Annotated in this window: 19 protein-coding genes; 5 read left to right on the top strand and 14 right to left on the bottom strand. The window is 70.7% G+C overall.

The genetic code is table 11. The features are described from left to right. The first annotated feature begins 8 nt into the window (after positions 1-8). From ACFY0F_RS11350 to ACFY0F_RS11340, 3 genes are all read left to right on the top strand, one after another. A complete protein-coding gene (locus ACFY0F_RS11350) occupies positions 9-1,292 on the top strand; it encodes an MFS transporter (RefSeq protein WP_388791911.1) in 1,284 nt (427 codons plus the stop codon). Between the two features lie 91 nt (positions 1,293-1,383). After that, positions 1,384-2,529 (top strand): DNA polymerase III subunit beta, encoded by a 1,146-nt coding sequence (gene dnaN / locus ACFY0F_RS11345; RefSeq protein WP_388791909.1) that lies wholly within the window; start codon positions 1,384-1,386, stop codon positions 2,527-2,529. Between the two features lie 145 nt (positions 2,530-2,674). Further along, a complete protein-coding gene (locus ACFY0F_RS11340; RefSeq protein ID WP_388791907.1) occupies positions 2,675-3,694 on the top strand; it encodes a sigma-70 family RNA polymerase sigma factor in 1,020 nt (339 codons plus the stop codon). On the opposite strand, the gene ACFY0F_RS11335 is transcribed toward ACFY0F_RS11340, so the two are convergent. The 8 genes from ACFY0F_RS11335 to ACFY0F_RS11300 form a co-directional block, all read right to left on the bottom strand. Beyond that, a complete protein-coding gene (locus ACFY0F_RS11335; RefSeq protein WP_388791905.1) occupies positions 3,578-3,931 on the bottom strand; it encodes an STAS domain-containing protein in 354 nt (117 codons plus the stop codon). The genes ACFY0F_RS11340 and ACFY0F_RS11335 overlap by 117 nt on opposite strands. A 52-nt stretch (positions 3,932-3,983) precedes the next feature. After that, positions 3,984-4,568, bottom strand: coding sequence for a Uma2 family endonuclease (locus tag ACFY0F_RS11330; RefSeq protein WP_388791903.1), 585 nt, complete (start codon positions 4,566-4,568; stop codon positions 3,984-3,986). A 96-nt stretch (positions 4,569-4,664) separates the two neighbouring features. Next, positions 4,665-5,948, bottom strand: coding sequence for a thymidine phosphorylase (locus ACFY0F_RS11325; RefSeq protein ID WP_388791901.1), 1,284 nt, complete (start codon positions 5,946-5,948; stop codon positions 4,665-4,667). A 68-nt stretch (positions 5,949-6,016) separates the two neighbouring features. Then, the gene (locus ACFY0F_RS11320; RefSeq protein ID WP_388791899.1) at positions 6,017-6,427 is read right to left on the bottom strand and encodes a cytidine deaminase; all 411 of its coding nucleotides are present in this window, start codon (positions 6,425-6,427) and stop codon (positions 6,017-6,019) included. Continuing rightward, the gene (locus tag ACFY0F_RS11315) at positions 6,424-7,686 is read right to left on the bottom strand and encodes an ABC transporter permease (RefSeq protein WP_388791897.1); all 1,263 of its coding nucleotides are present in this window, start codon (positions 7,684-7,686) and stop codon (positions 6,424-6,426) included. The genes ACFY0F_RS11320 and ACFY0F_RS11315 overlap by 4 nt, the downstream gene beginning before the upstream one ends. Next, positions 7,686-8,807, bottom strand: coding sequence for an ABC transporter permease (locus ACFY0F_RS11310; RefSeq protein ID WP_388791895.1), 1,122 nt, complete (start codon positions 8,805-8,807; stop codon positions 7,686-7,688). The genes ACFY0F_RS11315 and ACFY0F_RS11310 overlap by 1 nt, the downstream gene beginning before the upstream one ends. Next, positions 8,804-10,477, bottom strand: a complete 1,674-nt coding sequence (locus tag ACFY0F_RS11305; RefSeq protein ID WP_388792408.1) for an ABC transporter ATP-binding protein — start codon at positions 10,475-10,477, stop codon at positions 8,804-8,806. Before ACFY0F_RS11305 ends, ACFY0F_RS11310 begins: the two co-directional genes overlap by 4 nt. A gap of 222 nt (positions 10,478-10,699) precedes the next feature. Beyond that, positions 10,700-11,749 (bottom strand): BMP family protein, encoded by a 1,050-nt coding sequence (locus tag ACFY0F_RS11300; RefSeq protein WP_388791893.1) that lies wholly within the window; start codon positions 11,747-11,749, stop codon positions 10,700-10,702. 307 nt (positions 11,750-12,056) lie between these two features. Between ACFY0F_RS11300 and ACFY0F_RS11295 the strand changes: the two genes are divergently transcribed. Then, the gene (locus ACFY0F_RS11295) at positions 12,057-12,401 is read left to right on the top strand and encodes a hypothetical protein (RefSeq protein ID WP_388791891.1); all 345 of its coding nucleotides are present in this window, start codon (positions 12,057-12,059) and stop codon (positions 12,399-12,401) included. A gap of 109 nt (positions 12,402-12,510) precedes the next feature. Here ACFY0F_RS11295 and ACFY0F_RS11290 read toward each other — a convergent pair whose 3' ends face one another. Beyond that, the gene (locus ACFY0F_RS11290; protein ID WP_388791889.1) at positions 12,511-13,539 is read right to left on the bottom strand and encodes a BMP family protein; all 1,029 of its coding nucleotides are present in this window, start codon (positions 13,537-13,539) and stop codon (positions 12,511-12,513) included. 303 nt (positions 13,540-13,842) lie between these two features. Continuing rightward, positions 13,843-15,075: a M20 family metallopeptidase gene (locus tag ACFY0F_RS11285; RefSeq protein ID WP_388791887.1), complete on the bottom strand. Its 1,233-nt coding sequence runs from the start codon at positions 15,073-15,075 to the stop codon at positions 13,843-13,845. A gap of 359 nt (positions 15,076-15,434) precedes the next feature. Here ACFY0F_RS11285 and ACFY0F_RS11280 point away from each other — a divergent pair, with 359 nt between their 5' ends. After that, entirely contained in the window at positions 15,435-16,106 is a 672-nt protein-coding gene (locus tag ACFY0F_RS11280; RefSeq protein ID WP_388792406.1) for a class I SAM-dependent DNA methyltransferase, read from the top strand. Here the strand turns inward: ACFY0F_RS11280 and ACFY0F_RS11275 are convergent. The 4 genes from ACFY0F_RS11275 to ACFY0F_RS11260 are packed head-to-tail and all read right to left on the bottom strand — an operon-like array spanning position 16,103 to position 20,892. Beyond that, a complete protein-coding gene (locus ACFY0F_RS11275) occupies positions 16,103-17,263 on the bottom strand; it encodes a hypothetical protein (protein WP_388791885.1) in 1,161 nt (386 codons plus the stop codon). The genes ACFY0F_RS11280 and ACFY0F_RS11275 overlap by 4 nt on opposite strands. 44 nt (positions 17,264-17,307) lie before the next feature. Next, a complete protein-coding gene (locus tag ACFY0F_RS11270) occupies positions 17,308-18,246 on the bottom strand; it encodes an N-acetylneuraminate synthase family protein (protein ID WP_388791883.1) in 939 nt (312 codons plus the stop codon). Positions 18,247-18,259: 13 nt separating this feature from the next. Next, a complete protein-coding gene (locus ACFY0F_RS11265; protein ID WP_388791881.1) occupies positions 18,260-19,501 on the bottom strand; it encodes a cytidylyltransferase domain-containing protein in 1,242 nt (413 codons plus the stop codon). A gap of 20 nt (positions 19,502-19,521) precedes the next feature. Beyond that, on the bottom strand, positions 19,522-20,892 hold the full coding sequence (locus ACFY0F_RS11260) for a DUF6716 putative glycosyltransferase (RefSeq protein ID WP_388791879.1): 1,371 nt from the start codon (positions 20,890-20,892) through the stop codon (positions 19,522-19,524). Positions 20,893-20,996 lie beyond the last annotated feature (104 nt).

Genomic DNA, 20,996 nt, shown 5'->3' with positions numbered 1-20,996 from the left:
TTCGAAGCATGTCTCCCGCCGATACCGGGGCGTCCACCGTCGTGGGCGCCGCAACGTCTTCTTCCTCCGATTCCTCGGACTCGCGCATGGCCCCCGGCGGCCCCGGCTACGGCCGGATGAGGCTCGCCCTCTTCCTGGCCGGTGTCGCGACCTTCGCCCTGCTGTACTCCACCCAGGCCCTGCTGCCGCTGATCTCGGACGACTTCGGGGTGGCGGCGAGCGAGGCCAGCTGGACGGTGGCGGCGGCGACCGGCGGGCTGGCGCTGTTCGTGCTGCCGATGAGCGCGCTGTCGGAGCGCTTCGGCCGCCGTACGGTGATGACGGCCTCGCTGGCGGTGGCGGTGACCGTGGGGATGCTGGTGCCGTTCGCGCCGTCACTGGGTGTCCTGGTGGTGCTGCGGGCGCTCCAGGGCGCGGCCGTGGCCGGGGTGCCCGCCTCCGCGACGGCGTACCTCGCGGAGGAGGTCCGGCCGAGGGCGCTGGTCACGGCGATCGGCCTGTTCGTCGCGGGCAACAGCGTCGGCGGTATGAGCGGCCGGGTGATCACCGGCTGGGTGGCCCAGGAGTGGGGCTGGCGCGTCGCGGTCGGCGTGGTCGGCGCGGTCGCGGTGGCCTGCGCGGTGGCGTTCCGGCTGCTGCTGCCGGCCCCGAAGCACTTCACCCCGGGCTCGCTGCGCCCGCGGGTGCTGGCCCGCGCGGTCCGCGACCACCTCGCGAACCCGCTGCTGGGCCGCCTGTACGCGATCGGCGCGCTCTTCATGACCGTCTTCGGCGGCGTGTACACGGTGATCGGCTACCGCCTGACGGAGGAGCCGTTCGGGCTGCCGCAGGGCATCATCGGTTCGATCTTCCTGGTGTACCTGGTCGGTACGGCCTCGGCGTCGGCGGCGGGCCGGCTGGTGGGCCGCCTCGGCCGACGCGGCGCGCTGTACCTGGCCGGCGGCACGACGGCGACGGGCCTGCTGCTGTCCCTGACGGTCTGGCTCCCCCTGGTCCTGCTGGGCCTGGTGCTGATCACCGGGGGGTTCTTCGCGGGCCACGCGGTCGCGTCCTCGGCGGTCAGCAAGACGGCGACGACCGGCCGGGCCCAGGCGGCGGCGCTGTACCAGTCGACGTACTACATCGGCTCCAGCGTGGGCAGCACGCTCGGCGCGACGGCCTTCCACGCGGGCGGCTGGGCCGGCACGGTCGGGGTCGGCCTGCTGGCGGTCCTCGGCGTCGTGGCGATCACGGTGTTCGGCTCGCACGCGGCCCGGGTCGCGGCCCGGCGGGAGCCGGTCGGCGCGCACTGAGCCCTTACGGCGTACCCCCTGCTCGGGGCCGGTTGTCAGTGGTCGCCAGTAGCGTCCGCCCGTCAGCTGGATCGAGCAGGGGGTTCGTCGTATGGAGTTCCGGATCGCGCGCGTGGATCTCGCCGAGGCCGTCGGGTGGGCGGCACGCGCGCTGCCCGCGCGTACGCCCGTACCGGTGCTGGGCGGGCTGCTGCTGGCGGCCGGGGCCGGGCGGCTGACGGTGTCGGGCTTCGACTTCGAGACCGCGGCGCGCATCGAGGTGGACGCCGAGACGGAGACGGCCGGTGAGGTGCTCGTCCTGGGGCGCAGACTGTTGGACATCTGCCGGGTGCTGCCGGACGGGCCGGTGAGCTGCGCGCTGGAGGGCACGCGGTTCACGGTGGAGGCGGGCGGCACGCGGTTCGGGTTGTCGACGCTGCCGCGCGAGGAGTACCCGGCGGTTCCGGCGCCGCCTCCGCTGTACGGCGGGGTGGACGCGGCGGCGTTCGCGACGGCGGTCGGGCAGGTGGCCGTGGCGGCGGGCCGGGACGACACGCTGCCGGTGCTGACCGGCGTCCAACTGCGCATGGAGGCCGGCGAGATGACGCTGTCCGCGTCGGACCGCTACCGGTACGCCGTACGCCGGCTGGAGTGGAAGCCGGAGGGGGCCGCCGCCGAGGAGGCGGTGGCGGTGCTGCTGCCCGCGCGGCGGCTGCTCGACGCCGCCCGGTCGCTGGCGCGGTCCGGGACCGTACGCCTCGGGCTGGACGCGGGGTCGGCCGGTTTCGAGGGCGCGCGGATGCGGACGGTCGTCCGGCGGCTGGACGGGCGGCTGCCGGGGTACGGGGCGCTGTTCGACATGGCGGGCGCCGTGGTCGCCGAGGTGGAGCGCGAGGCGCTGGCGGAGACGGTGCGGCGGGTCGCGGTGGTGGCGGAGGCGAACAGTCCGGTACGGCTGGACTTCTCGGCCGAGGGGGGCGGGTCGGTGCTGGTGCGGGCCGGGTACGGGGACGACGTGGCGGCGCAGCGGCTGCCCGCCTCGCTGAACGGCGGTGCGGAGGCCTCGGTGGCCTTCAACCCGGCGTACCTGGTGGACGCGGTGAACTCCTTCGAGGGGCCGCGGCTGCGGCTGGAGATGCTGGGGACGGGGCAGCGGGCGCTGCTGAGCTCGGGCGGGGATGGTCATGAGGGCGGCGGGGGCGGGGAGCCGTTCGAGGCGCACCGGCATCTGCTGATGTCCGTGAAGCAACTCGTCTGACCGTGCCCCGTTCTGACCGTGCCCCGTCATGGCGCTGACCTGCCCTTTCGAGCGCTCCGGGGGCCGTTGTCAGTGGGCTGCGGTAGCTTCCGGAGTACTGGGCGTGAAGGCGCGCCACAGGATCGGGCACAGGGGTGGGTGGACGATGGGAAACAGCAGCACCGCGACGACGACGGACCTCGACGTCGCACTGGAGAAGCACCGGACCGAGCTGACCGGTTACTGCTACCGCATGCTGGGTTCGTCCTTCGAGGCGGAGGACGCGGTACAGGACACCCTGGTCCGCGCCTGGCGGAGCTACGACAAGTTCGAGGGCCGCTCCAGCCTGCGCTCCTGGCTGTACCGGATCGCGACGAACGTCTGCCTGGACATGCTGTCCGCGGGCAACAAGCGGGCCCGGCCGATGGACCTCACGGAGTCCACGCCGCTCGCCCGGGCGGCCCTTTCCCCCCGCCCGGACCACACCTGGCTGGAGCCGATGCCGGACGCTCGTGTGCTGCCGATGGTCGAGGACCCGGCGGAGGCCGCCGTCGCCAAGGAGTCGGTCCGGCTCGCCTTCATGGCGGCGCTGCAGCAGCTTCCGCCCAAGCAGCGGGCCGTGCTGATCCTGCGCGAGGTGCTGGCCTGGCGGGCGAGCGAGGTCGCCGAGCTGCTCGGCACCACGGTCGCCTCGGTCAACAGCGCGCTGCAGCGGGCGCGGGCCACGCTCGCCGAGCGGGACGACAAGGGCGCCGGGGCGGCGGTGTCCGATCCGCTGGACGAGCAGCAGCAGAAGCTCCTGGAGCGCTATGTGAAGGCGTTCGAGGGGTACGACATGACGGCGCTGACGGCCCTGCTGCACGAGGACGCCGTCATGACGATGCCGCCGTTCGACCTGTGGCTGACCGGCCACGACGACATCACGGGCTTCATGACGACCCTCGGCGCGGCCTGCGCGGGCTCCCGGCTGCTGCCGGTCCAGGTCAACGGGCTGCCGGGCTTCGCCCAGTACAAGCCGGACCCGGAAGCCGGTGGGTTCACCGCGTGGGCGGTGCAGGTGCTGGAGATATCAGAGGGCCGGATCACCGGGTTCCACTGCTTCCTCGACACCCAGCGCTGGTTCCCGCTCTTCGACCTGCCCCTCCACCTGGAAGCGGAGGCCGACCAGGTCGAGCAGGGCGCGTAGCGCGGGAGTGGGGTCCCGCAGGCGTATGCGGCCTCCGGCCCGGCGGGCGGTGAGGGCGAGGCGGGCGAGCAGATCGACGACGCCGAGTCCGGGAGGCCCTAGCCCGGCGACATCGCAGACGACGACTCTTCCTCCGGTCGCGTCCAGCAGCGCCCGTAGGTCGTCGCAGAGCCCCGGCACGTCGCCTCCGGTGACGGGGCCGGGGAGGACGAGTACGGGGGGTGTGTTGGGGTCCACGTGCTGTAGACCCGGCGAGGGGGACTAATTCATCGGGCGTCGAGGCCGGGCCCTACGTGGTCGGGAAATCGCTGGTGTCGATCACAAGGTCGAACGGAGCGGGAAGCCTGACGGCCTCGCCGAACTTTGCGGCGCTCAGCGGTCGGTAGACGTCGTCCTTGGGCTCTCCGTATAGCGTCACCGTGGGCCCGTTGGGGGCCCAGCGGTCAACGAGGAGGTACAGGGGGATACCAGCAGCCGCATACCCAGCCAGTTTGCTGACGCGGTCGTGGCGGGCATTGGACTTCGACGTGACTTCAACGACCAGCTCCGCCATGCCGGCCGGCATGTACGTAGCCATGTCGTCGTCTTCCGGAACGGGCGCCACCATGAGGTCGGGGGTGAACATGCCGAAGCGCGAGGGCACGGCAATGGACTGGGTCTGGAAGATCTCGCAGCCTTCGGGAATCACCGGGACCAGGCGCCGGTGAATGCGCGCCACGATCACGTTGTGGCGAAAGGCGGGAGCAGGCGACACGGTGACGATCCCCTCGATGATCTCCACCGTGCTGCCCTCAGGCCATTCCATCTCCTCCCAGAACCGGACGAGGTCGTCCCAGCTCTGCTCGGGCTCCTGGCTCACGGTGAGTGCGCTCATGGCCGTTCTCCAATCGGTGCGTCACCGATCCCAGCATGCCGAACGGGACCGGCAAAGGTCCACCGATCCCGTTCACCCGAAAGGGCAATGGCCTGGTCAGGCGATACGTTCCAGCACCACCGGCGACGCCGAGAACTCCGTGCCCTCGGGCGCGATGTCGAAGGAACCCTCCACCGACTGCAGCGCGTACTCGAAGCGCTCGGGGGTGTCGGTGTGCAGGGTCAGCAGGGGCTCGCCCGCACGGACCGGCTCGCCCGGCTTGGCGTGGATCTCGACGCCCGCGCCCGCCTGCACCGGGTCCTCCTTGCGGGCGCGGCCCGCGCCGAGGCGCCAGGCGGCGACACCGATGTCGTAGGCGTCGAGGCGGGTGAGGACGCCGGAGGCCGGGGCCTTGACCACGTGCTGTTCCCTCGACGTGGGGAGCGGAGCGTCCGGGTCGCCGCCCTGGGCCGCGATCATGCGGCGCCACACGTCCATGGCCGAACCGTCGGCCAGGGCCTTCGCCGGGTCGGCGTCCTTGACACCGGCCGCGTCGAGCATCTCGCGGGCCAGGGCGACGGTCAGCTCGACCACGTCCGCCGGGCCGCCGCCCGCGAGGACCTCGACCGACTCGCGGACCTCCAGGGCGTTGCCGGCCGTCAGGCCGAGCGGGGTCGACATGTCGGTCAGGAGCGCGACCGTCTTGACGCCGTGGTCGGTGCCGAGGCCGACCATCGTGGAGGCCAGCTCCCGGGCGTCCTCGATGGTCTTCATGAAGGCGCCCGTGCCCACCTTCACGTCCAGGACCAGCGACCCCGTGCCCTCCGCGATCTTCTTCGACATGATCGACGAGGCGATCAGCGGGATCGCCTCCACCGTGCCGGTCACGTCCCGCAGCGCGTACAGCTTCTTGTCCGCCGGGGCCAGTCCGTCGCCCGCCGCGCAGATCACCGCGCCGGTGGTGTCCAGGACGTGCAGCATCTCCTCGTTGGAGAGCAGCGCGCGCCAGCCGGGGACCGACTCCAGCTTGTCGAGGGTGCCGCCGGTGTGGCCGAGGCCACGGCCGGAGAGCTGCGGGACGGCCGCGCCGCAGGCGGCGACCAGCGGGGCCAGCGGCAGGGTGATCTTGTCGCCGACGCCGCCCGTGGAGTGCTTGTCGGCCGTCGGACGGGACAGCGCCGAGAAGTCCATGCGCTCGCCGGAGGCGATCATCGCGGCGGTCCAGCGGGCGATCTCGCGGCGGTTCATGCCGTTGAGCAGGATGGCCATCGCGAGCGCCGACATCTGCTCGTCGGCGACCTCCCCGCGCGTGTACGCGTCGATGACCCAGTCGATCTGCTCGTCGCTGAGTTCACCGCGGTCCCGCTTGGTGCGGATGACGGAGATGGCGTCCATGGCCATGGGTTTCCCTTCCGGGGTTGCGAAGGTGCACGGCCCCCCTGAACGCGTCGAGGGGGGCCGTACGGGACTTACTTGGTGAGATGGTCCGGGCCGAAGGCCTGGGGCAGCATCTCGGAGAGCGGCAGGACGCCCGCGGGGGTGTCCAGGAGCAGGTCCGGCCCGCCGAACTCGTACAGCAGCTGGCGGCAGCGGCCGCACGGCACCAGCAGGCCGCCGGTGCCGTCCACGCACGTGAAGTGCGTCAGCCGGCCGCCCCCGGTGCGCTGCAGCTGGGAGACCAGCCCGCACTCGGCGCACAGCCCGAGCCCGTAGGAGGCGTTCTCGACGTTGCAGCCGGTGACCGTGCGCCCGTCGTCGACCAGGGCGGCGACCCCGACCGGGTAGCCCGAGTAGGGGGCGTAGGCGTGGGACATGGCCTCCCGCGCCTCGGCCCGCAGCGGCTCCCAGTCGAAGCCGGCGGCCGACGGGGTCGACGTCACTTGCCCTGTCCCTTCCGGTAGGGCAGACCGTCCGCCTTCGGCATGCGCAGCTTCTGCGCGGACAGCGAGAGGACGAGCAGCGTGACGATGTACGGGGTGGCCGTCACCAGCTGTCGCGGGACCTCGTTCGTGGAGGTGTACCAGACGAACATCAGGGCCGCGATGACGAACGTGACGACGGCGGGGACGTACTTCTTGCGCCACGCCAGGTACGCCGCCCCGAACACCAGCAGGATCGCCAGCAGCAGGATCAGCGCGTGGACGTTCACCGTGCCGCCGCGCAGGTTGAGGCTGTCGGTGTAGCCGAACAGGCCCGCACCGAGCGCCAGGCCGCCCGGCATCCAGTTGCCGAAGATCATCGCGGCGAGACCGATGTAGCCGCGGCCGGCGGTCTGGCCGTCGAGGTACACGTTGGACGCCACGATCGACAGGAACGCGCCGCCGAGGCCGGCGAAGCCGCCGGAGATGATCACCGCGATGTACTTGTACTTGTACACGTTGACGCCGAGGGACTCGGCCGCCACCGGGTTCTCACCGCAGGAGCGCAGACGCAGACCGAAGGCGGTCCGCCACAGCACCCACCAGGTCGCCGGGACCAGGGCGACAGCGACGACGGTCAGCGGCGACAGGTCGGTGACCAGGCCGCCGAGCAGGCCGGCGAGGTCCGAGACCAGGAACCAGTGCTTCCCGTTGAGCGTGTTCAGCCAGTCCGCCAGGCCGGGGATGCTGAAGTCGCCGAGGGAGTCGATCGGCGGGGACTGCTTGGTGGAGCCCTGCGGGGCGTCGGCGAAGGTGAACTTCGACAGGTAGCGGGTCACGCCGAGGGCCAGGATGTTCAGCGCCACACCGGAGACGATGTGGTTGACGTTGAACGTGACGGTGGCGATGGCGTGCAGGACGGCGCCGAGCGCGCCGCCGATGATGCCGAAGACGACACCGGTCCACGGGCCCCACTGGTAGCCGGCCCAGGCACCGAACCAGGTGCCGAGGATCATCATGCCCTCGAGGCCGATGTTGACGACGCCCGCGCGCTCGGCCCACAGGCCGCCGAGGCCCGCGAGACCGATCGGCACGGCGAGCTGCAGCGCGGTGGACATCTGTCCGACCGAGGTGATGCCGTCCGCGCCCGTGATCAGCCGGACGATCGAGGTCAGCACCAGCACACCCGCGATGACCAGCAGGAGTACCGGGAGCGACATACGGCGGCCACCCTTGCGGGGCTGCTTCGCCTGCGGCTTGGCGATGGTCGCGGTGGACATCAGGCAGCCACCTCCTTCTTGGTGTTCTGGACGGCGGCCGCGGCCAGCTCGGCGCCGACCCGGCGCTGCTGGCGGCGCAGGGCCCACTGCTGGACGGCCGCGTACGAGATGACGACCGCGAACACGATCAGGCCCTGCATGATCGTGGCGATCTCCTTGTCGTACGCCACGGGGGTCGCGTAGTCGAGGGCGGGCGAGGCCTTGTCGAGGAAGGCCCACAGCAGGGCGGCGAGGGCGATGCCGCCGGGGTTGTTGCGGCCGAGCAGGGCGATGCCGATGGCGGTGAAGCCGAGGCCCGCGGGGAAGCTCAGGCTGTAGGTGTGGGTGTCGCCGAGCAGCAGCGGCAGTCCGGCCAGGCCCGCGATGGCGCCGGAGATGAGCATGGAGGTCAGCACCATGCGCTTGGCGTCGACGCCGGAGGCCGCGGCGGCGGTCTCCGAGGCGCCGGTGGCGCGCAGGTCGAAGCCGAAGCGGGTGCGGTTGAGGACGACCCAGTAGCCGACGCCGAGCAGGACGGCGAGGAAGACCAGACCGTAGATCGAGCCGACGTCCGGGCCCAGGTCGATGCCAGGGAACCAGCCGGACTTCTTCATCACGCCGGTCGTCACGTTGTCGCCGACCTGCACGCCCCACACGTCGGTGAGGGTGACGTAGCCGATGACGGCGGTGGCGATCGAGTTCAGCATGATCGTCGCGACGACCTCGCTGACACCGCGGGTGACCTTCAGGACACCGGCGATGCCGGCCCAGAAGGCACCGGTGCACATGGCGACCAGGAGCAGCAGCGGGATCTGCAGCGCGGCAGGCAGCGCCACGTGCGCGCCGACGACGGCGGTCATCACCGCGGCCAGGCGGTACTGGCCGTCGACGCCGATGTTGAACAGGTTCATGCGGAAGCCGAGGGCGACCGCGATGGCGGCGATGTAGTACAGCGACGCCTGGTTGATGATCAGGACCTGGATGTCCGAGTACGGCAGCTGCTGGAGCATCAGCGTGTACGGCTCGATCGGGTTCTTGCCCGAGGCGAGCAGGACCACGGAGGTCAGCAGGATCGCCAGGACCAGTGCGATGACCGGTCCGGCCACCGCGACGAGCACCCGCTCCTTGTCGAACTTCTTCATCGGGCCTCGTCCTCCGGACCGGCGTTGTCGTCGCCCTGGGGGGCGGTCTCTTCGTGCTCCAGGTGACCGGACGCGGCACCCGTCATGGCCGAGCCCAGCTCCTCCGGCGTGATGGTGGCCGGGTCTGCGTCGGCGACCAGCCTGCCGTCGTAGATGACGCGCAGGGTGTCCGACAGACCGATCAGCTCGTCCAGGTCGGCGGAGATCAGCAGCACGGCCAGGCCCTCGCGGCGGGCCTCCCGGATGCGGTCCCAGATCTGCGCCTGGGCGCCGACGTCCACACCGCGGGTGGGGTGGGCGGCGATCAGGAACTTGGGATCGTGGCTCATCTCGCGGCCGACGATCAGCTTCTGCTGGTTGCCGCCGGAGAGGGAGGCCGCCGTGACGTCGATGCCCGGGGTGCGGACGTCGTACTCCTCGACGATCCGGCGGGTGTCGGCCTGGGCGCCCTTGGGGTCCAGCCAGAAGCCCCTGGCGTTGGGCTTCTCGGTGACATGACCGAGGATGCGGTTCTCCCAGAGCGGGGACTCCAGCAGCAGGCCCTGGCGGTGGCGGTCCTCGGGGATGTAGCCGACGCCCCGCTCACGACGCTTGCGGGTGGCCCAGGGGGTGATGTCCTCGCCGAGGAAGTGGATCGAGCCGGAGTCGGCGTGCTTGGTGCCGATCAGCGCGTCGATCAGCTCGGTCTGGCCGTTGCCCTCGACACCCGCGATGCCCATGACCTCGCCGGCGTGGATGGTGAAGGTGACGTCGTCGAGGACCTTCTTGACCTCGCCGGCGGGCGCGAACTCGGTGAGACCCCCGGCGGAGGGCTCCTCCTCCGTGCCCATGGAGACGGCGCCGCGGGCGTGGACGGTGAGGTTCCTGACCTCCAGCACGGCCCGGTCGGTGACCGTGGACTCGGCGGTCTCCGGCGTGGGCAGCTCGCTGCCGACCATCAGCTCGGCCAGCTGGCGCGGGGTGGTCTCGGACGGGATCGCGGTCCCGACCGTCGTACCGCGCCGGATGACGGTGATGTCGTCGGCGACGGAGAGCACCTCGCCCAGCTTGTGGGAGATGAAGATGACGGAGAGGCCCTCGGACTTCAGCTCGCGCAGGTTGGCGAAGAGCGCGTCGACCTCCTGCGGGACGAGGACGGCGGTCGGCTCGTCGAGGATCAGGGTGCGTGCGCCGCGGAAGAGGACCTTGAGGATCTCCACGCGCTGGCGGTCGGCGACGCCGAGGTCCTCCACGAGGACGTCCGGGCGGACACCGAGACCGTAACGGTCGGAGATCTCTTTGATCTTCTTGCGTGCGCCGCCGCCGATGCCGTGCAGCTTCTCGCTGCCGAGCACCACGTTCTCCAGCACGGTCAGGTTGTCGGCCAGCATGAAGTGCTGGTGGACCATGCCGATGCCGCGGGCGATGGCGTCCGCGGGGCTGGCGAAGCTCACCTGCTCGCCGTCGACCGCGATGGTGCCCTCGTCCGGCTTCTGCATGCCGTAGAGGATCTTCATCAGGGTCGACTTGCCGGCGCCGTTCTCGCCGACCAGGGCGTGCACGGTGCCCTTGCGGACCGTGAGGTGGATGTCGTGGTTGGCCACGACACCCGGGAATCGCTTGGTGATGCCCGCGAGCTCTACCGCGACTGTCGACTGAGCGGTGAGCGGAGGGCTGCTGGACGCGTCGATGGCGCACTCTCCTCGGGAAAGGGGCCACTCTACGCGCGTAGCGCCCCTGCTTTAAATAGTGCTCGGACCTGACCGGCCTTGTCCAAGTTGTTCAAGTACCCGATCCGTTCCGAGCATTCTGCCGCGCGAACGGGGCGCGGACTGCATCCTGCCCGTGCCCCGTTGCGCGGCCGTAACGCTGCCATTGCAGCGCCTTCCGGCCAAGGCCTCCGACCGAGAACGTCAGGAGGTCTTCACCTTGATGCTGCCGTCCTTGATACCGGCCTCGGCCTTCTTGATCGCGGCCTGCATGCCGGCGTTGTTCTTGAAGGCCGGGTTGGAGTCGGACAGACCGACGCCACCGTTGTCCAGCGAGCCGCGGACGTCACCGGAGAGCGGCTTCTTGTCCTTGATGACGGACTTGGAGAGCTCATAGACCGCGCCCTCGACGTTCTTCAGGGCCGACGTCAGGATGTAGTTCTTGTACTTCGCCAGGGCGGCCTGCTTGTACTGGTCGGAGTCGACGCCGATGGCCCACACCTTGTGCTCGGCGGCGGACTTGATCACGCCCTGACCGGAGAGGCCGGCGGCGGCGTAGAGCACGTCGGCGCCCGCGTCGATCTGGCCGTTGGCCGCGTTCTCGCCCTTGTCGGGGCTGGAGAAGCCGCCCTCCTGAGGCGTCTGAGTCAGATACTGCGACTCGATCTTGATCTTCGGGTTGACCGACTGGGCACCCTGCTTGAAGCCCGCCTCGAACTTGTGGATCAGCGGAACGTCCACGCCGCCGATGAAGCCGATGTGGTTCTTCTTCGTCGCCTTCGCGGCCGCGACACCGGCGAGATACGAGGACTGCTCCTCGTGGAACAGCATGTCGGCGACGTTCTTCGCCTGCACCTTGTCGTCATCGATGATGCCGAAGGTCACCTTCGGGAACTTCGCCGCGGCCTCCTTCACCGCCGGCGCATAGGCGAAACCGACACCGATGACCGGGTTGTAACCCGCCTTCGCCAGGGTCACCAGACGCTGCGTCTTGTCCGCGTCCGACTCGCCGTCCTGTGGCTCGACATCCCGCCCGCTGACGCCGAAGTCCTTCTGGGCCTTCTCGAAGCCGGCGTAGGCGGCGTCGTTGAAGGACTGGTCGCCCTTGCCGCCGACGTCGTACGCCAGGCCGATGCCCTTGGACTTGCCCCCACCGGAGGCGGAGGACGTGGACGAGCTGCCACAGGCAGAGACGGTGACGGCGAGCGCTGCGGTCGCAACGCCTGCAATCGTGATACGGGACACCCGGCGCATGGAACGTGACTCCTTTGTGCAAGCGCCCAACCCAGGCGCTGGTTCCGCGGCAGCGTAACGCGCGTAGACCTGGCGGAAAACCCCCAATGTCCGGTCCGTTATCCAGCTGTGGCCACAGTCACGGCTCCAGGTTACGGACAGCGATGTGCCCCTTGCGGGTGGCAAGGGACACCTATCAGTTCGAAGGGAATACAAGATCCCTCCCGAGGGTGATCTTCCTCGTGCCCCACACCGGCAGAATCCCGGACGTGCAACCTCCGCAGGTCCGACCAACCTGCGGCATCTCTTTCGATCTTCGGGGAGGATCATGAAACTGACCAGGATCGGCGCCGCGGCAGTCGGCGTCGGCCTTGCCGTGTCGGCGACCGTCGTCGGCGTCGCCACGCCCGCGCTCGCCTCGGCCAATTGCACCACCTGGATCTCCCACGACCAGGGGACCGGCTACGCCAAGTGCACCGGGGGCGGCACCCGCTTCGACACCCACCGGGTGAAGGTCGTCTGCATGAACTCCGCCGGCCACACGCACAACGTCAACGGCCCCTGGGTCAACACCCGCGATGGTGAGACTTCGAAGGCCGTCTGCAGCACCGACCCGGGGCACACCGGTATCGAGGTGTACAGGATCAGTGTTGAGACGGACCCGTTCGACTAGAGCGAGCCGCGCCCCGCACAGCGCGTAAAGAGGGAGCCCCGGCCGATCGATTTCGGTCCGGGGCTCCTTCTTCAACTGCCTGGGACGACGCTTCAGGGGCGATGCCCCCTCACTGCGTGTTGACGGTGACCTTGCCGTCGATGATGTTCTGCTTGGCCTTGTCCACGGCCGAGACCACGGCGGTCAGTGCCTTGTACTTCGGGTTGGAGTCGGCGAAGCCGACGGCGCCGGACTTCAGGTCACCTCGGACGTCGCCGCTGAGCGGCTTGCCCTCGTAGACGGACTTGACGAGGTCGTAGACGGCGCCACCGACGTTCTTCAGGGCGGAGCCGAGGATGTAGTCCTTGTACTTGGCCAGCGCGGCCTGCTTGTACTGGTCGGAGTCGACGCCGATGGCCCACACCTTGTGCTCGGCGGCGGACTTGATCACGCCCTGACCGGAGAGGCCGGCGGCGGCGTAGAGCACGTCGGCGCCCGCGTCGATCTGACCGTTGGCCGCGTTCTCACCCTTGTCGGGGCTGGAGAAGCCGCCCTCCTGAGGCGTCTGAGTCAGATACTGCGACTCGATCTTGATCTTCGGGTTGACCGACTGGGCACCCTGCTTGAAGCCCGCCTCGAACTTGTGGATCAGCGGAACGTCCACGCCGCCGATGAAGCCGATGTGGTTCTTCTTCGTCGCCTTCGCGGCCGCGACACCGGCGAGATACGAGGACTGCTCCTCGTGGAACAGCATGTCGGCGACGTTCTTCGCCTGCACCTTGTCGTCATCGATGATGCCGAAGGTCACCTTCGGGAACTTCGCCGCGGCCTCCTTCACCGCCGGCGCATAGGCGAAACCGACACCGATGACCGGGTTGTAACCCGCCTTCGCCAGGGTCACCAGACGCTGCGTCTTGTCCGCGTCCGACTCGTTGTCCGTCGGCTCGACATCCCGGCCACCGATCTTGAACTCGCCCTCCGCCTTCTGGAGACCGGCGTAGGCGGCGTCGTTGAACGACTGGTCACCCTTCCCACCGATGTCGTACGCCAGGCCGATCCCCTTGCCGGAGTACTTGCCGTCCTTGGAGGACGTCCCGGTGGACTCCGTGCTGGACTTGCCGCACCCGGCGGCCGCGAGGGCGACGACCGCGACGGTCACCGCAGCTTGGGAGAATCTCGTCCTCCGAGAGATCAGACGCACAGCAAGCACCCCTTCGTCCCCACGGCCCCGTCACACGGTCCGCTCTTCCCCAATGTGCCGCCGGTGGCGAGGGTGCCGCCGGTGGTGGCGATTCCGGCGCACAGTAACGCGCGTAGAAGAGGAGGGGAACGGGGTTTTCCCGGGCCGTTACCGATTCGTGCCGCCCCCCGGTTACAACGGTCTACCGCCGGTTACACCCGGATGACGCAAGGGGACGAAGGGGCGCCGACCGGACACCCCTCCCCCGACCCCACGCGTGCCCTACTGCACGGCGTCCAGCAGTGCCGCGGCGGTGAACAGCTCCACGCCGACCGTGATGGCCCGCTCGTCGGCGTCGAAGTCGCCCTGGTGCAGATCGCGCACCGTGCGCTCACCCGGGGTGCGCACCCCGAGTCGGGCCATGGCCCCCGGCACGTGCTCCAGGTACCAGGAGAAGTCCTCCCCGCCGAGGCTCTGCTCGGTGCTCTCGACGGACTCGATCCCGCGCCGCGCGACCATGGCCTCCCGCAGCAGTTCGGTCACCTCGGGGTCGTTGACGACCGGCGGCACCCCGCGCACGTAGTTGATCTCGGACTTGGCCCGGTGCAGGGTGGCGACCTCGTCGATCGCGGCGTGCAGCACGTCGGGCGCCAGCCGCCAGGCGTCGATGTCGAGGCACCGCACGGTCCCCGAGAGCTCGGCGTGCTGCGGGATCACGTTCGGCGCGTGCCCCGACTCGATCCGCCCCCAGGTCACCGCGAGGCCGCTACGGCTGTCCACCCGCCGGGCGACGATCGCCGGCACGTCGGTGGCGACCCGGGCCGCGGCGGTCACCAGGTCGGTGGTCAGATGCGGCCGGGCGGTGTGCCCGCCGGGCCCGTCCAGGGCGATCTCCAGCCGGTCGCAGGCGCTGGTGATGGGCCCGTGCCGCAGCCCGATCCTCCCGGCGTCCACCCGGGGGTCGCAGTGCACGGCGATGATCCGCCCCACTCCGTCCAGCGCCCCGTACGCGATGACGTCGGCGGCGCCTCCGGGCAGCACCTCCTCGGCGGGCTGGAAGATCAGCCGCACGGGACGGGGCAGCAGCCCCTTCTCGTGCAGTGCGGCGAGGACCAGGCCGGCGCCCAGCACCACGGTCGTGTGCACGTCGTGACCGCAGGCGTGCGCGCGGTCCGGCACGGTCGACCGGTACGGGGACTCGGTCTTCGTGTCCGGGATGGGCAGTCCGTCGATGTCGGCCCGCAGCGCCAGTATGGGCATCCGGCCAGCCCCCTGATCGGGGTCCGCCCCGATGTCGCAGACGAGCCCGGTCCCGGCGGGGAGGACCTGGGGCCTGAGCCCCGCCTTCTCGAGCCGCCCCTTGATCGCGGCGGTGGTACGGAACTCCTGGTTGCCCAGCTCGGGGTGCATGTGCAAGTCACGCCGGAACGCGACGAGCTCCGCGTACAGCGACTCGCTCAGCAGGCCGGGGAGCACGGCATCGCCAGGAAGGTCGGCCTCGGACTCTGGGGACATCAATTGGTTCACCCTCTGAAGGGTAGGACGCCGGACCGGTCAACTGACCCTCGATCAACAAAACTTCAACCTGTTAGGGGAAGAAAATCCGACCGCCCGACGCATAGCCGATGTATCGGATGGGTAAACTTTCGCGGTTTCGCCGCATCTGGATCACCCATCCATCCTTTCCTCCACGGATACCACGCGGCGCCAAAGCCACGCTGGTGCGGTCCACGTACCGGAACCGCCGGAAGGAAAGCCGCAGGTCGGAGCGGTGCGGGCGGAGCAGGGTAATCTGCGCCCCCGTGAGCCAACCGAACGCGGACCTCAACGCGGACCTCAACGCGGACCTCGGCACGGACCTCAACGCGGACTTCATGGCCGCCACCCGCTCGTCCTACGACGCGATCGCCAAGGAGTACGCGGAGCGCTTCCCCGCCGATCTGGACATCGGCCCCGTGGACCTGGCCCTGATCGCCGCCTTCGCCGAGCTGGTCAGGGCGGGCGGCTCGGCGCCGGTCGCCGACCTCGGCAGCGGGCCCGGTCATGTCACCGCCCATCTGCACGGGCTCGGGGTGCCGGTCTTCGGGGTCGACCTCTCCCCCCGGATGGTCACGCTGGCCCGCGAGGCGCATCCGCACCTGCGGTTCCACGTGGGCTCCATGACCTCGCTGGACCTGCCGGACGGCACACTGGGCGGGATCATGGCGCTCTACTCGGTCATCCATGTCCCGGACGACCACCTGCCGGCGGCGTTCGCGGAGTTCCACCGCACCCTCGTCCCGGGCGGGCACGTGCTGCTGTGCTTCCAGTCGGGCGACGACGCCGGCCGGATGCGCCTCACGGAGCGGTTCGGGCACGAGATCGACCTGCACTACTACTGGCGCACACCGGACACCGTCTCCGCCCTGCTCGCCGAAGCGGGCCTGGAGCCCGTGGCCACGACCGTCCGCGAACCCGTCGCCGACGAGAAGCGCCCCCGGGCCTTCCTGCTGGCCCGCAAGCCGGGCAGCACCGGCAGCGCGGACCATGGGGACGTGACCCTCTAGGCCGGGCTCACCGCCGCCAGCCGGTGGACGTCGCGGGCGGTGCCGGTGACGCCGGACAGGAAGCCCTGGGCCCGGGGGGAGGCGTGTTCCGTCAGCCAGCCGGGGTCGATGTCGCACACGGCGACCCGTACACCGGTACCCGCCAGGGCCAGGGGCAGGGTGTGCACGACCGTCGAGGGGAAGCTCAGGATCGTCCGCCCGATCGGACCGCGCCGGGCGATCAGCTCCAGCGGCAGGTCGGGGCGGACGATCTCCAGGCCGGTCTCCGCGGCGAGCCGGTGGAGCTTCTCGGCGCTCTCCCGGCGGTGGGCGAAGTAGCGGGTGGCCCCGTGGGCCTTGGCCAGGTTGCGGACCGCCTCCAGGTACCGGTCCCCGTCGACGACGCCGGTCTCGACCAGCGAGGTGCCGACCATGTCCGCGCCGCCGGTGATGCGGGGCGGGCCGAAGCGGGCGCGGGTCCAGCCGAAGTCGTTGGCGGTGACCGTCACCCCGTCGGGTCTCTCCTGCACCGGCATGGAGGAGAAGACCTCCACCCGGCGGTCGGCGTTCGGGGTCAGCCGGCGCCGCGCGGAGGAGGACACCGGCGCGAACAGCAGGTCGCGCGCGCCGGGACGGCCGCCCTTGCGGTGCCAGCGCACCAGGCGCTCACCGCGGGCGAGCTGGGCGACGAACTCCATCGTCGCCGTGCCGTCGTCGACCACCACGAGGTCCTTGGCCCGGGTGATCGTCAGCAGCAGCTGCACATAGCGGGAGAAGGGGTCGCCCATGACGATCCGGTCCGCCCGGCGCAGCCGGCCGGTGAGTCCGCCGATCGTCTGGAAGGGTGCGGCCGGGCCGCCCCGGGCCTCCTCCCAGCGGACCCGGTACCCCTCGTCCCGGGCCAGGTCGGCCATGCGGCGGAGCTGGCCCCGGGTCATGGGGTCGGTCGGGGACAGGACGACGACGGTGAGCTCCGCGCCGGACCGCGTCTGCGCCGGCTGCTCGCCGTCCACGGGGCGCCGCACCTGCGCGGGCAGGGGCACCACCCGGCCCGCGCCGGACGTGTCCGTCCCGCGCAGGCCGTGGACATGCGCCCACTCCAGCACGTTCAGCAACTGCACCGGACTCTCCACGAAGGCGAGAGTGCGGGGGCCGGTGTTCCCGGCGCGGGGGCTCATCGACGTACGACCGTCCCGTCGTAAGGGGCTGGTGGGGCCCGTTCTCACACCGTGACCGGCTCGCCCGCCGCCGCGGCGATCTCCGCCTCGGCGACGACGCCGCTGACACGGCGCAGCTTCTTCATGGGGCCGAGCTCGGAGTCGTAGACCTTCTTGACGCCGTCACCGAGGGAGGCCTCGATGGTGCGGATGTCGCGGACCAGGCGCTGCAGGCCCTGGGGCTCGACGGAGGCGGCCTGGTCGGAGCCCCACATCGCGCGGTCGAGGGTGATGTGGCGCTCGACGAAGGCGGCGCCGAGGGCGACGGCGGCCAGCGTGGTCTGCAGACCGGTCTCGTGGCCGGAGTAGCCGATCGGAACGTTCGGGTACTCCTTCTCCAGCGTGTTGATCACGCGGAGGTTGAGCTCCTCGGCCTTGGCCGGGTAGGTCGAGGTGGCGTGGCAGAGCAGGATGTTGTCGCTGCCCAGGACCTCGACGGCGTGGCGGATCTGCTTCGGGGTCGACATGCCGGTGGAGAGGATGATCGTGCGGCCGGTGGCGCGCAGGGCCCGCAGCAGCTCGTCGTCCGTCAGGGAGGCGGAGGCCACCTTGTGGGCCGGGACGTCGAACTTCTCGAGGAAGGCGACGGCCTCGGTGTCCCACGGGGAGGCGAACCAGGCGATGCCCTTCTCCTTGCAGTACGCGTCGATCTTGCGGTACTCGTCCTCGCCGAACTCCACGCGGTGGCGGTAGTCGATGTAGGTCATCCGGCCCCAGGGGGTGTCGCGCTCGATGTCCCACTGGTCGCGCGGGGTGCAGATCTCCGGGGTGCGCTTCTGGAACTTGACGGCGTCACAGCCGGCTTCGGCGGCCACGTCGATCAGCTTGAAGGCGTTCTCCAGCTCACCGTTGTGGTTGATGCCGATCTCGCCGCAGATGTAGACGGGGCGGCCGGGGCCGGCCTGACGCGGACCGAGGTTACGGATACGGGAGTTGGTGCTCATGGTGGAGATGTCCTTACTTGGTGAGGGAATCGAGAGAGGGGCCGAGGATCCAGCTGGCGATCTCTCGGATCGCGCCGTCGCCACCGGGGACGGTGGTGACCGCGCGTGCGGCGCCGCGCACGACGTCGTGGGCGCTCGCGACCGCCACGGGCCAGCCGACGAGGGCGAAGCACGGGAGGTCATTGACGTCGTTGCCGACGTAGAGCACGCGCTCCGGCGCGATGCCCTGCTCCTCGCACCACTGCTTGAGGGCGAGGTCCTTGCGGTCGATGCCGTGCAGCACCGGGAGCTTGAGCTTCCGGGCGCGGGCGGCGACGACCGGGTTCTGTTCCGTGGACAGGATCAGCATCTTCAGTCCGCTCCTGCGCAGGGCGGCGATGCCGAGGCCGTCGCCGCGGTGCACGGAGACGAACTCCCGTCCGTCGGAGTCGACCAGCACCCGGTCGTCGGTCTGGGTGCCGTCGAAGTCCAGTACGACCGCGTCGATGTCGTCGGCGGTCGGCAGCGAACCGGGGCGGTCCGCGTCGAAGAGGGGGGCCAGCGCGCGGGCGCGGGCCAGGTCGTGCGGGTCGTCGATCTCCAGCACGCGCGCGGGGTCGGTGCGCACGAGTTCGGTGCGGCCGAAGAAGCGGTGCTGGTGCTCGCGGAAGCCGGCCGCGTCCATGGCGTAGGCGGCGCCGGTCTCCAGGAAGTCCTGGGGGCGGTCCTGGCGGCGCGGGCGGAAGGACTTGTCGTGGTTGACGCCGTGGCCTGAGGCGGTCCCGGTCCCGCCGTCCGCGGCGGGTTCACCGGCCGCCTCACGCCAGACGAAACCGTGGAACGGGGCCACGGTCACCGCGGTGTCCGCGCCGTTCTCCACGACCGCGCCCGCCACCCCGTCGATGTCCTCGCGGACGATGAACGGGCTGGTGCACTGCACCAGGAGGACCACGTCGACGGAGGCGCCGTGCAGGGCCTCGTGGGCGTCCACCGCGTGCAGGACGGCCGCTTCGGAGGTGGCGGTGTCCCCGGCGATGGCGGCCGGGCGCAGCACGACCTCGGCGCCCGCCTCGCGTGCCACGGCGGCGATGGCCTGGTCGTCGGTGGAGACGACCACGTCCGTGACGAGGCGGCTGGCCAGGCACTCGCGGACGGCCCGGGCGACGAGCGGGACGCCGCCGACGGGGGCCAGGTTCTTGGCGGGCACTCCCTTGGAGCCGCCCCGCGCGGGGATCACCGCGAGGACGCGGCGCACCCCGGCTGACGTGTCGGACATGGGTGTTTCTCCTTGAGGACTCACAGCTCCCCCATCCGCCGGATGACGGGCGCCACCCGCTGCACTCCGTGCCGGTAGGCGCCGCGCGCCGCCCGGCGGACGATCTGCCGGACGGGTCCGGGCTCCTTGTCGGCGGCGGGCGCGCCGGGCAGCGGGCTGCCGTCCGGGCCGAGGTGGTGGCGGGCGAGGATGCCGGGCAGGTAGCCGGGCGCGGTCGCGGGTGTGTAGTACGGGGTCAGCGGCGCGAGGCCGCCGGGCTGGGCGAGCAGCTTGGCGATCCGCTCGCGCGCCGCGTCGAAGGCGGTGGCGTAGTCGCCGTCGGCGGCGACGCCCTGCCGGGCCACCCATGCGGGCTCGGGTGCCGGCCGGTGCCCGGCGTCGAGCTGGTCCCAGGAGGCCAGGCAGCCGGAGCCGACGAAGTGGTGGTTGCCGAGGGTCTCGCGGACGCCGAGGTCGGTGAGGACGACGGTCGGGATACGGCGGTGCAGGGACTCCAGCGCGGCGGTGGAGCTGATCGTCACCAGCAGGTCGGTGCGGTCGAGGACCTCGCCCATGTTCCCGTACACGAGGCGGAAGTTGGCGGGCGGGTCCAGCCGCTGCACCAGCTTCTGGTAGGGCAGCTCCTCGATGTGCGTGGTGTGCTCGCCCGGCTTGGAGCGCAGTTTGAGCAGCACTTCGCGGTTGGGGTGCAGGCGCGCGTGCTTGACCAGGCGCTCCAGCAGGTAGATACGGTCCCTGCGGCTGTCCGGCACGGAGGGCTGGGCCGCGAACACCACGGTGTAGGGCCTGCGCCCTTGCTCCGCAGAGAGGTCGTGTTCGCCCTCGTACGGGGTGCCGCCGAGGAACGGCAGTGCCACCTCGGTGACCGCCGAGGCGTCGGCGCCCACGCCCTCGTACACGTCCCGGAAACGGTCCGCGTCCTGGCGGGAGTTGGCGAGGACGAGGTCCGCGCCGTGCCGGAGCAGCAGGCCGTCGGCGAGCTTCTCGTAGACGACACCGACGTAGCCGGTGACGACGACGGGACGCTTCGAACGGCCCTCCCAGACCCGCTTGAGGCCGTGCAGCACCGCCTGCACACCGCCACCGACGAGGGCGAGCACGACGATGTCGTACGACTCCTCGGCCATGGCGCGCAGGAACTCGACCGCCGTGACCTCGCGCAGCGAGTCGGCGGTGACGCCCACCTCGGCCAGCTGGCGCGGGGTCGGCGTCGCCCGGCCGCGCAGCAGGAACCCGCTGAGCTCGGGGCCCCCTTGCGCGGCCTCGTGCGCTGCGGATTCCATGGACGGGCCCGGCGCGATACGAGCCGCGGTCAGCGCACCCCATTTCCATCGGGTGTCGGAGTCCGCGAGTACCGCGATTCGCGTGGGCTTCGGTGTACTTGGTGGCACGACGAAGACGCTAGGAAGCAATTCCTAGGTAAAGCCCAACCGCATCTCAACAAAAAGTTAACAACACATCGCCGTGGGCCCAACTGGCCTGCTGGAGCCCGAGA

Source organism: Streptomyces sp. NPDC001544 (genome assembly GCF_042894285.1).
GTDB lineage: Bacteria > Actinomycetota > Actinomycetes > Streptomycetales > Streptomycetaceae > Streptomyces.
The sequence above is the reverse complement of the archived record's forward strand: the minus strand, read 5'-3'. Positions and strand labels throughout refer to the sequence as shown.

What these genes read in the sequence shown, in the direction of transcription:
- dnaN (WP_388791909.1), top strand. Translation starts at nt 1,384, where the DNA reads ATGGAGTTCCGGATCGCGCGCGTGGATCTCGCCGAGGCCGTCGGGTGG.
- ACFY0F_RS11315 (WP_388791897.1), bottom strand. Translation starts at nt 7,686, where the DNA reads ATGTCCACCGCGACCATCGCCAAGCCGCAGGCGAAGCAGCCCCGCAAG.
- ACFY0F_RS11270 (WP_388791883.1), bottom strand. Translation starts at nt 18,246, where the DNA reads ATGAGCACCAACTCCCGTATCCGTAACCTCGGTCCGCGTCAGGCCGGC.
- ACFY0F_RS11325 (WP_388791901.1), bottom strand. Translation starts at nt 5,948, where the DNA reads ATGGCCATGGACGCCATCTCCGTCATCCGCACCAAGCGGGACCGCGGT.
- ACFY0F_RS11265 (WP_388791881.1), bottom strand. Translation starts at nt 19,501, where the DNA reads ATGTCCGACACGTCAGCCGGGGTGCGCCGCGTCCTCGCGGTGATCCCC.
- ACFY0F_RS11300 (WP_388791893.1), bottom strand. Translation starts at nt 11,749, where the DNA reads ATGCGCCGGGTGTCCCGTATCACGATTGCAGGCGTTGCGACCGCAGCG.
- ACFY0F_RS11310 (WP_388791895.1), bottom strand. Translation starts at nt 8,807, where the DNA reads ATGAAGAAGTTCGACAAGGAGCGGGTGCTCGTCGCGGTGGCCGGACCG.
- ACFY0F_RS11285 (WP_388791887.1), bottom strand. Translation starts at nt 15,075, where the DNA reads ATGTCCCCAGAGTCCGAGGCCGACCTTCCTGGCGATGCCGTGCTCCCC.
- ACFY0F_RS11280 (WP_388792406.1), top strand. Translation starts at nt 15,435, where the DNA reads ATGGCCGCCACCCGCTCGTCCTACGACGCGATCGCCAAGGAGTACGCG.
- ACFY0F_RS11295 (WP_388791891.1), top strand. Translation starts at nt 12,057, where the DNA reads ATGAAACTGACCAGGATCGGCGCCGCGGCAGTCGGCGTCGGCCTTGCC.
- ACFY0F_RS11275 (WP_388791885.1), bottom strand. Translation starts at nt 17,263, where the DNA reads ATGAGCCCCCGCGCCGGGAACACCGGCCCCCGCACTCTCGCCTTCGTG.
- ACFY0F_RS11350 (WP_388791911.1), top strand. Translation starts at nt 9, where the DNA reads ATGTCTCCCGCCGATACCGGGGCGTCCACCGTCGTGGGCGCCGCAACG.
- ACFY0F_RS11340 (WP_388791907.1), top strand. Translation starts at nt 2,675, where the DNA reads ATGGGAAACAGCAGCACCGCGACGACGACGGACCTCGACGTCGCACTG.
- ACFY0F_RS11330 (WP_388791903.1), bottom strand. Translation starts at nt 4,568, where the DNA reads ATGAGCGCACTCACCGTGAGCCAGGAGCCCGAGCAGAGCTGGGACGAC.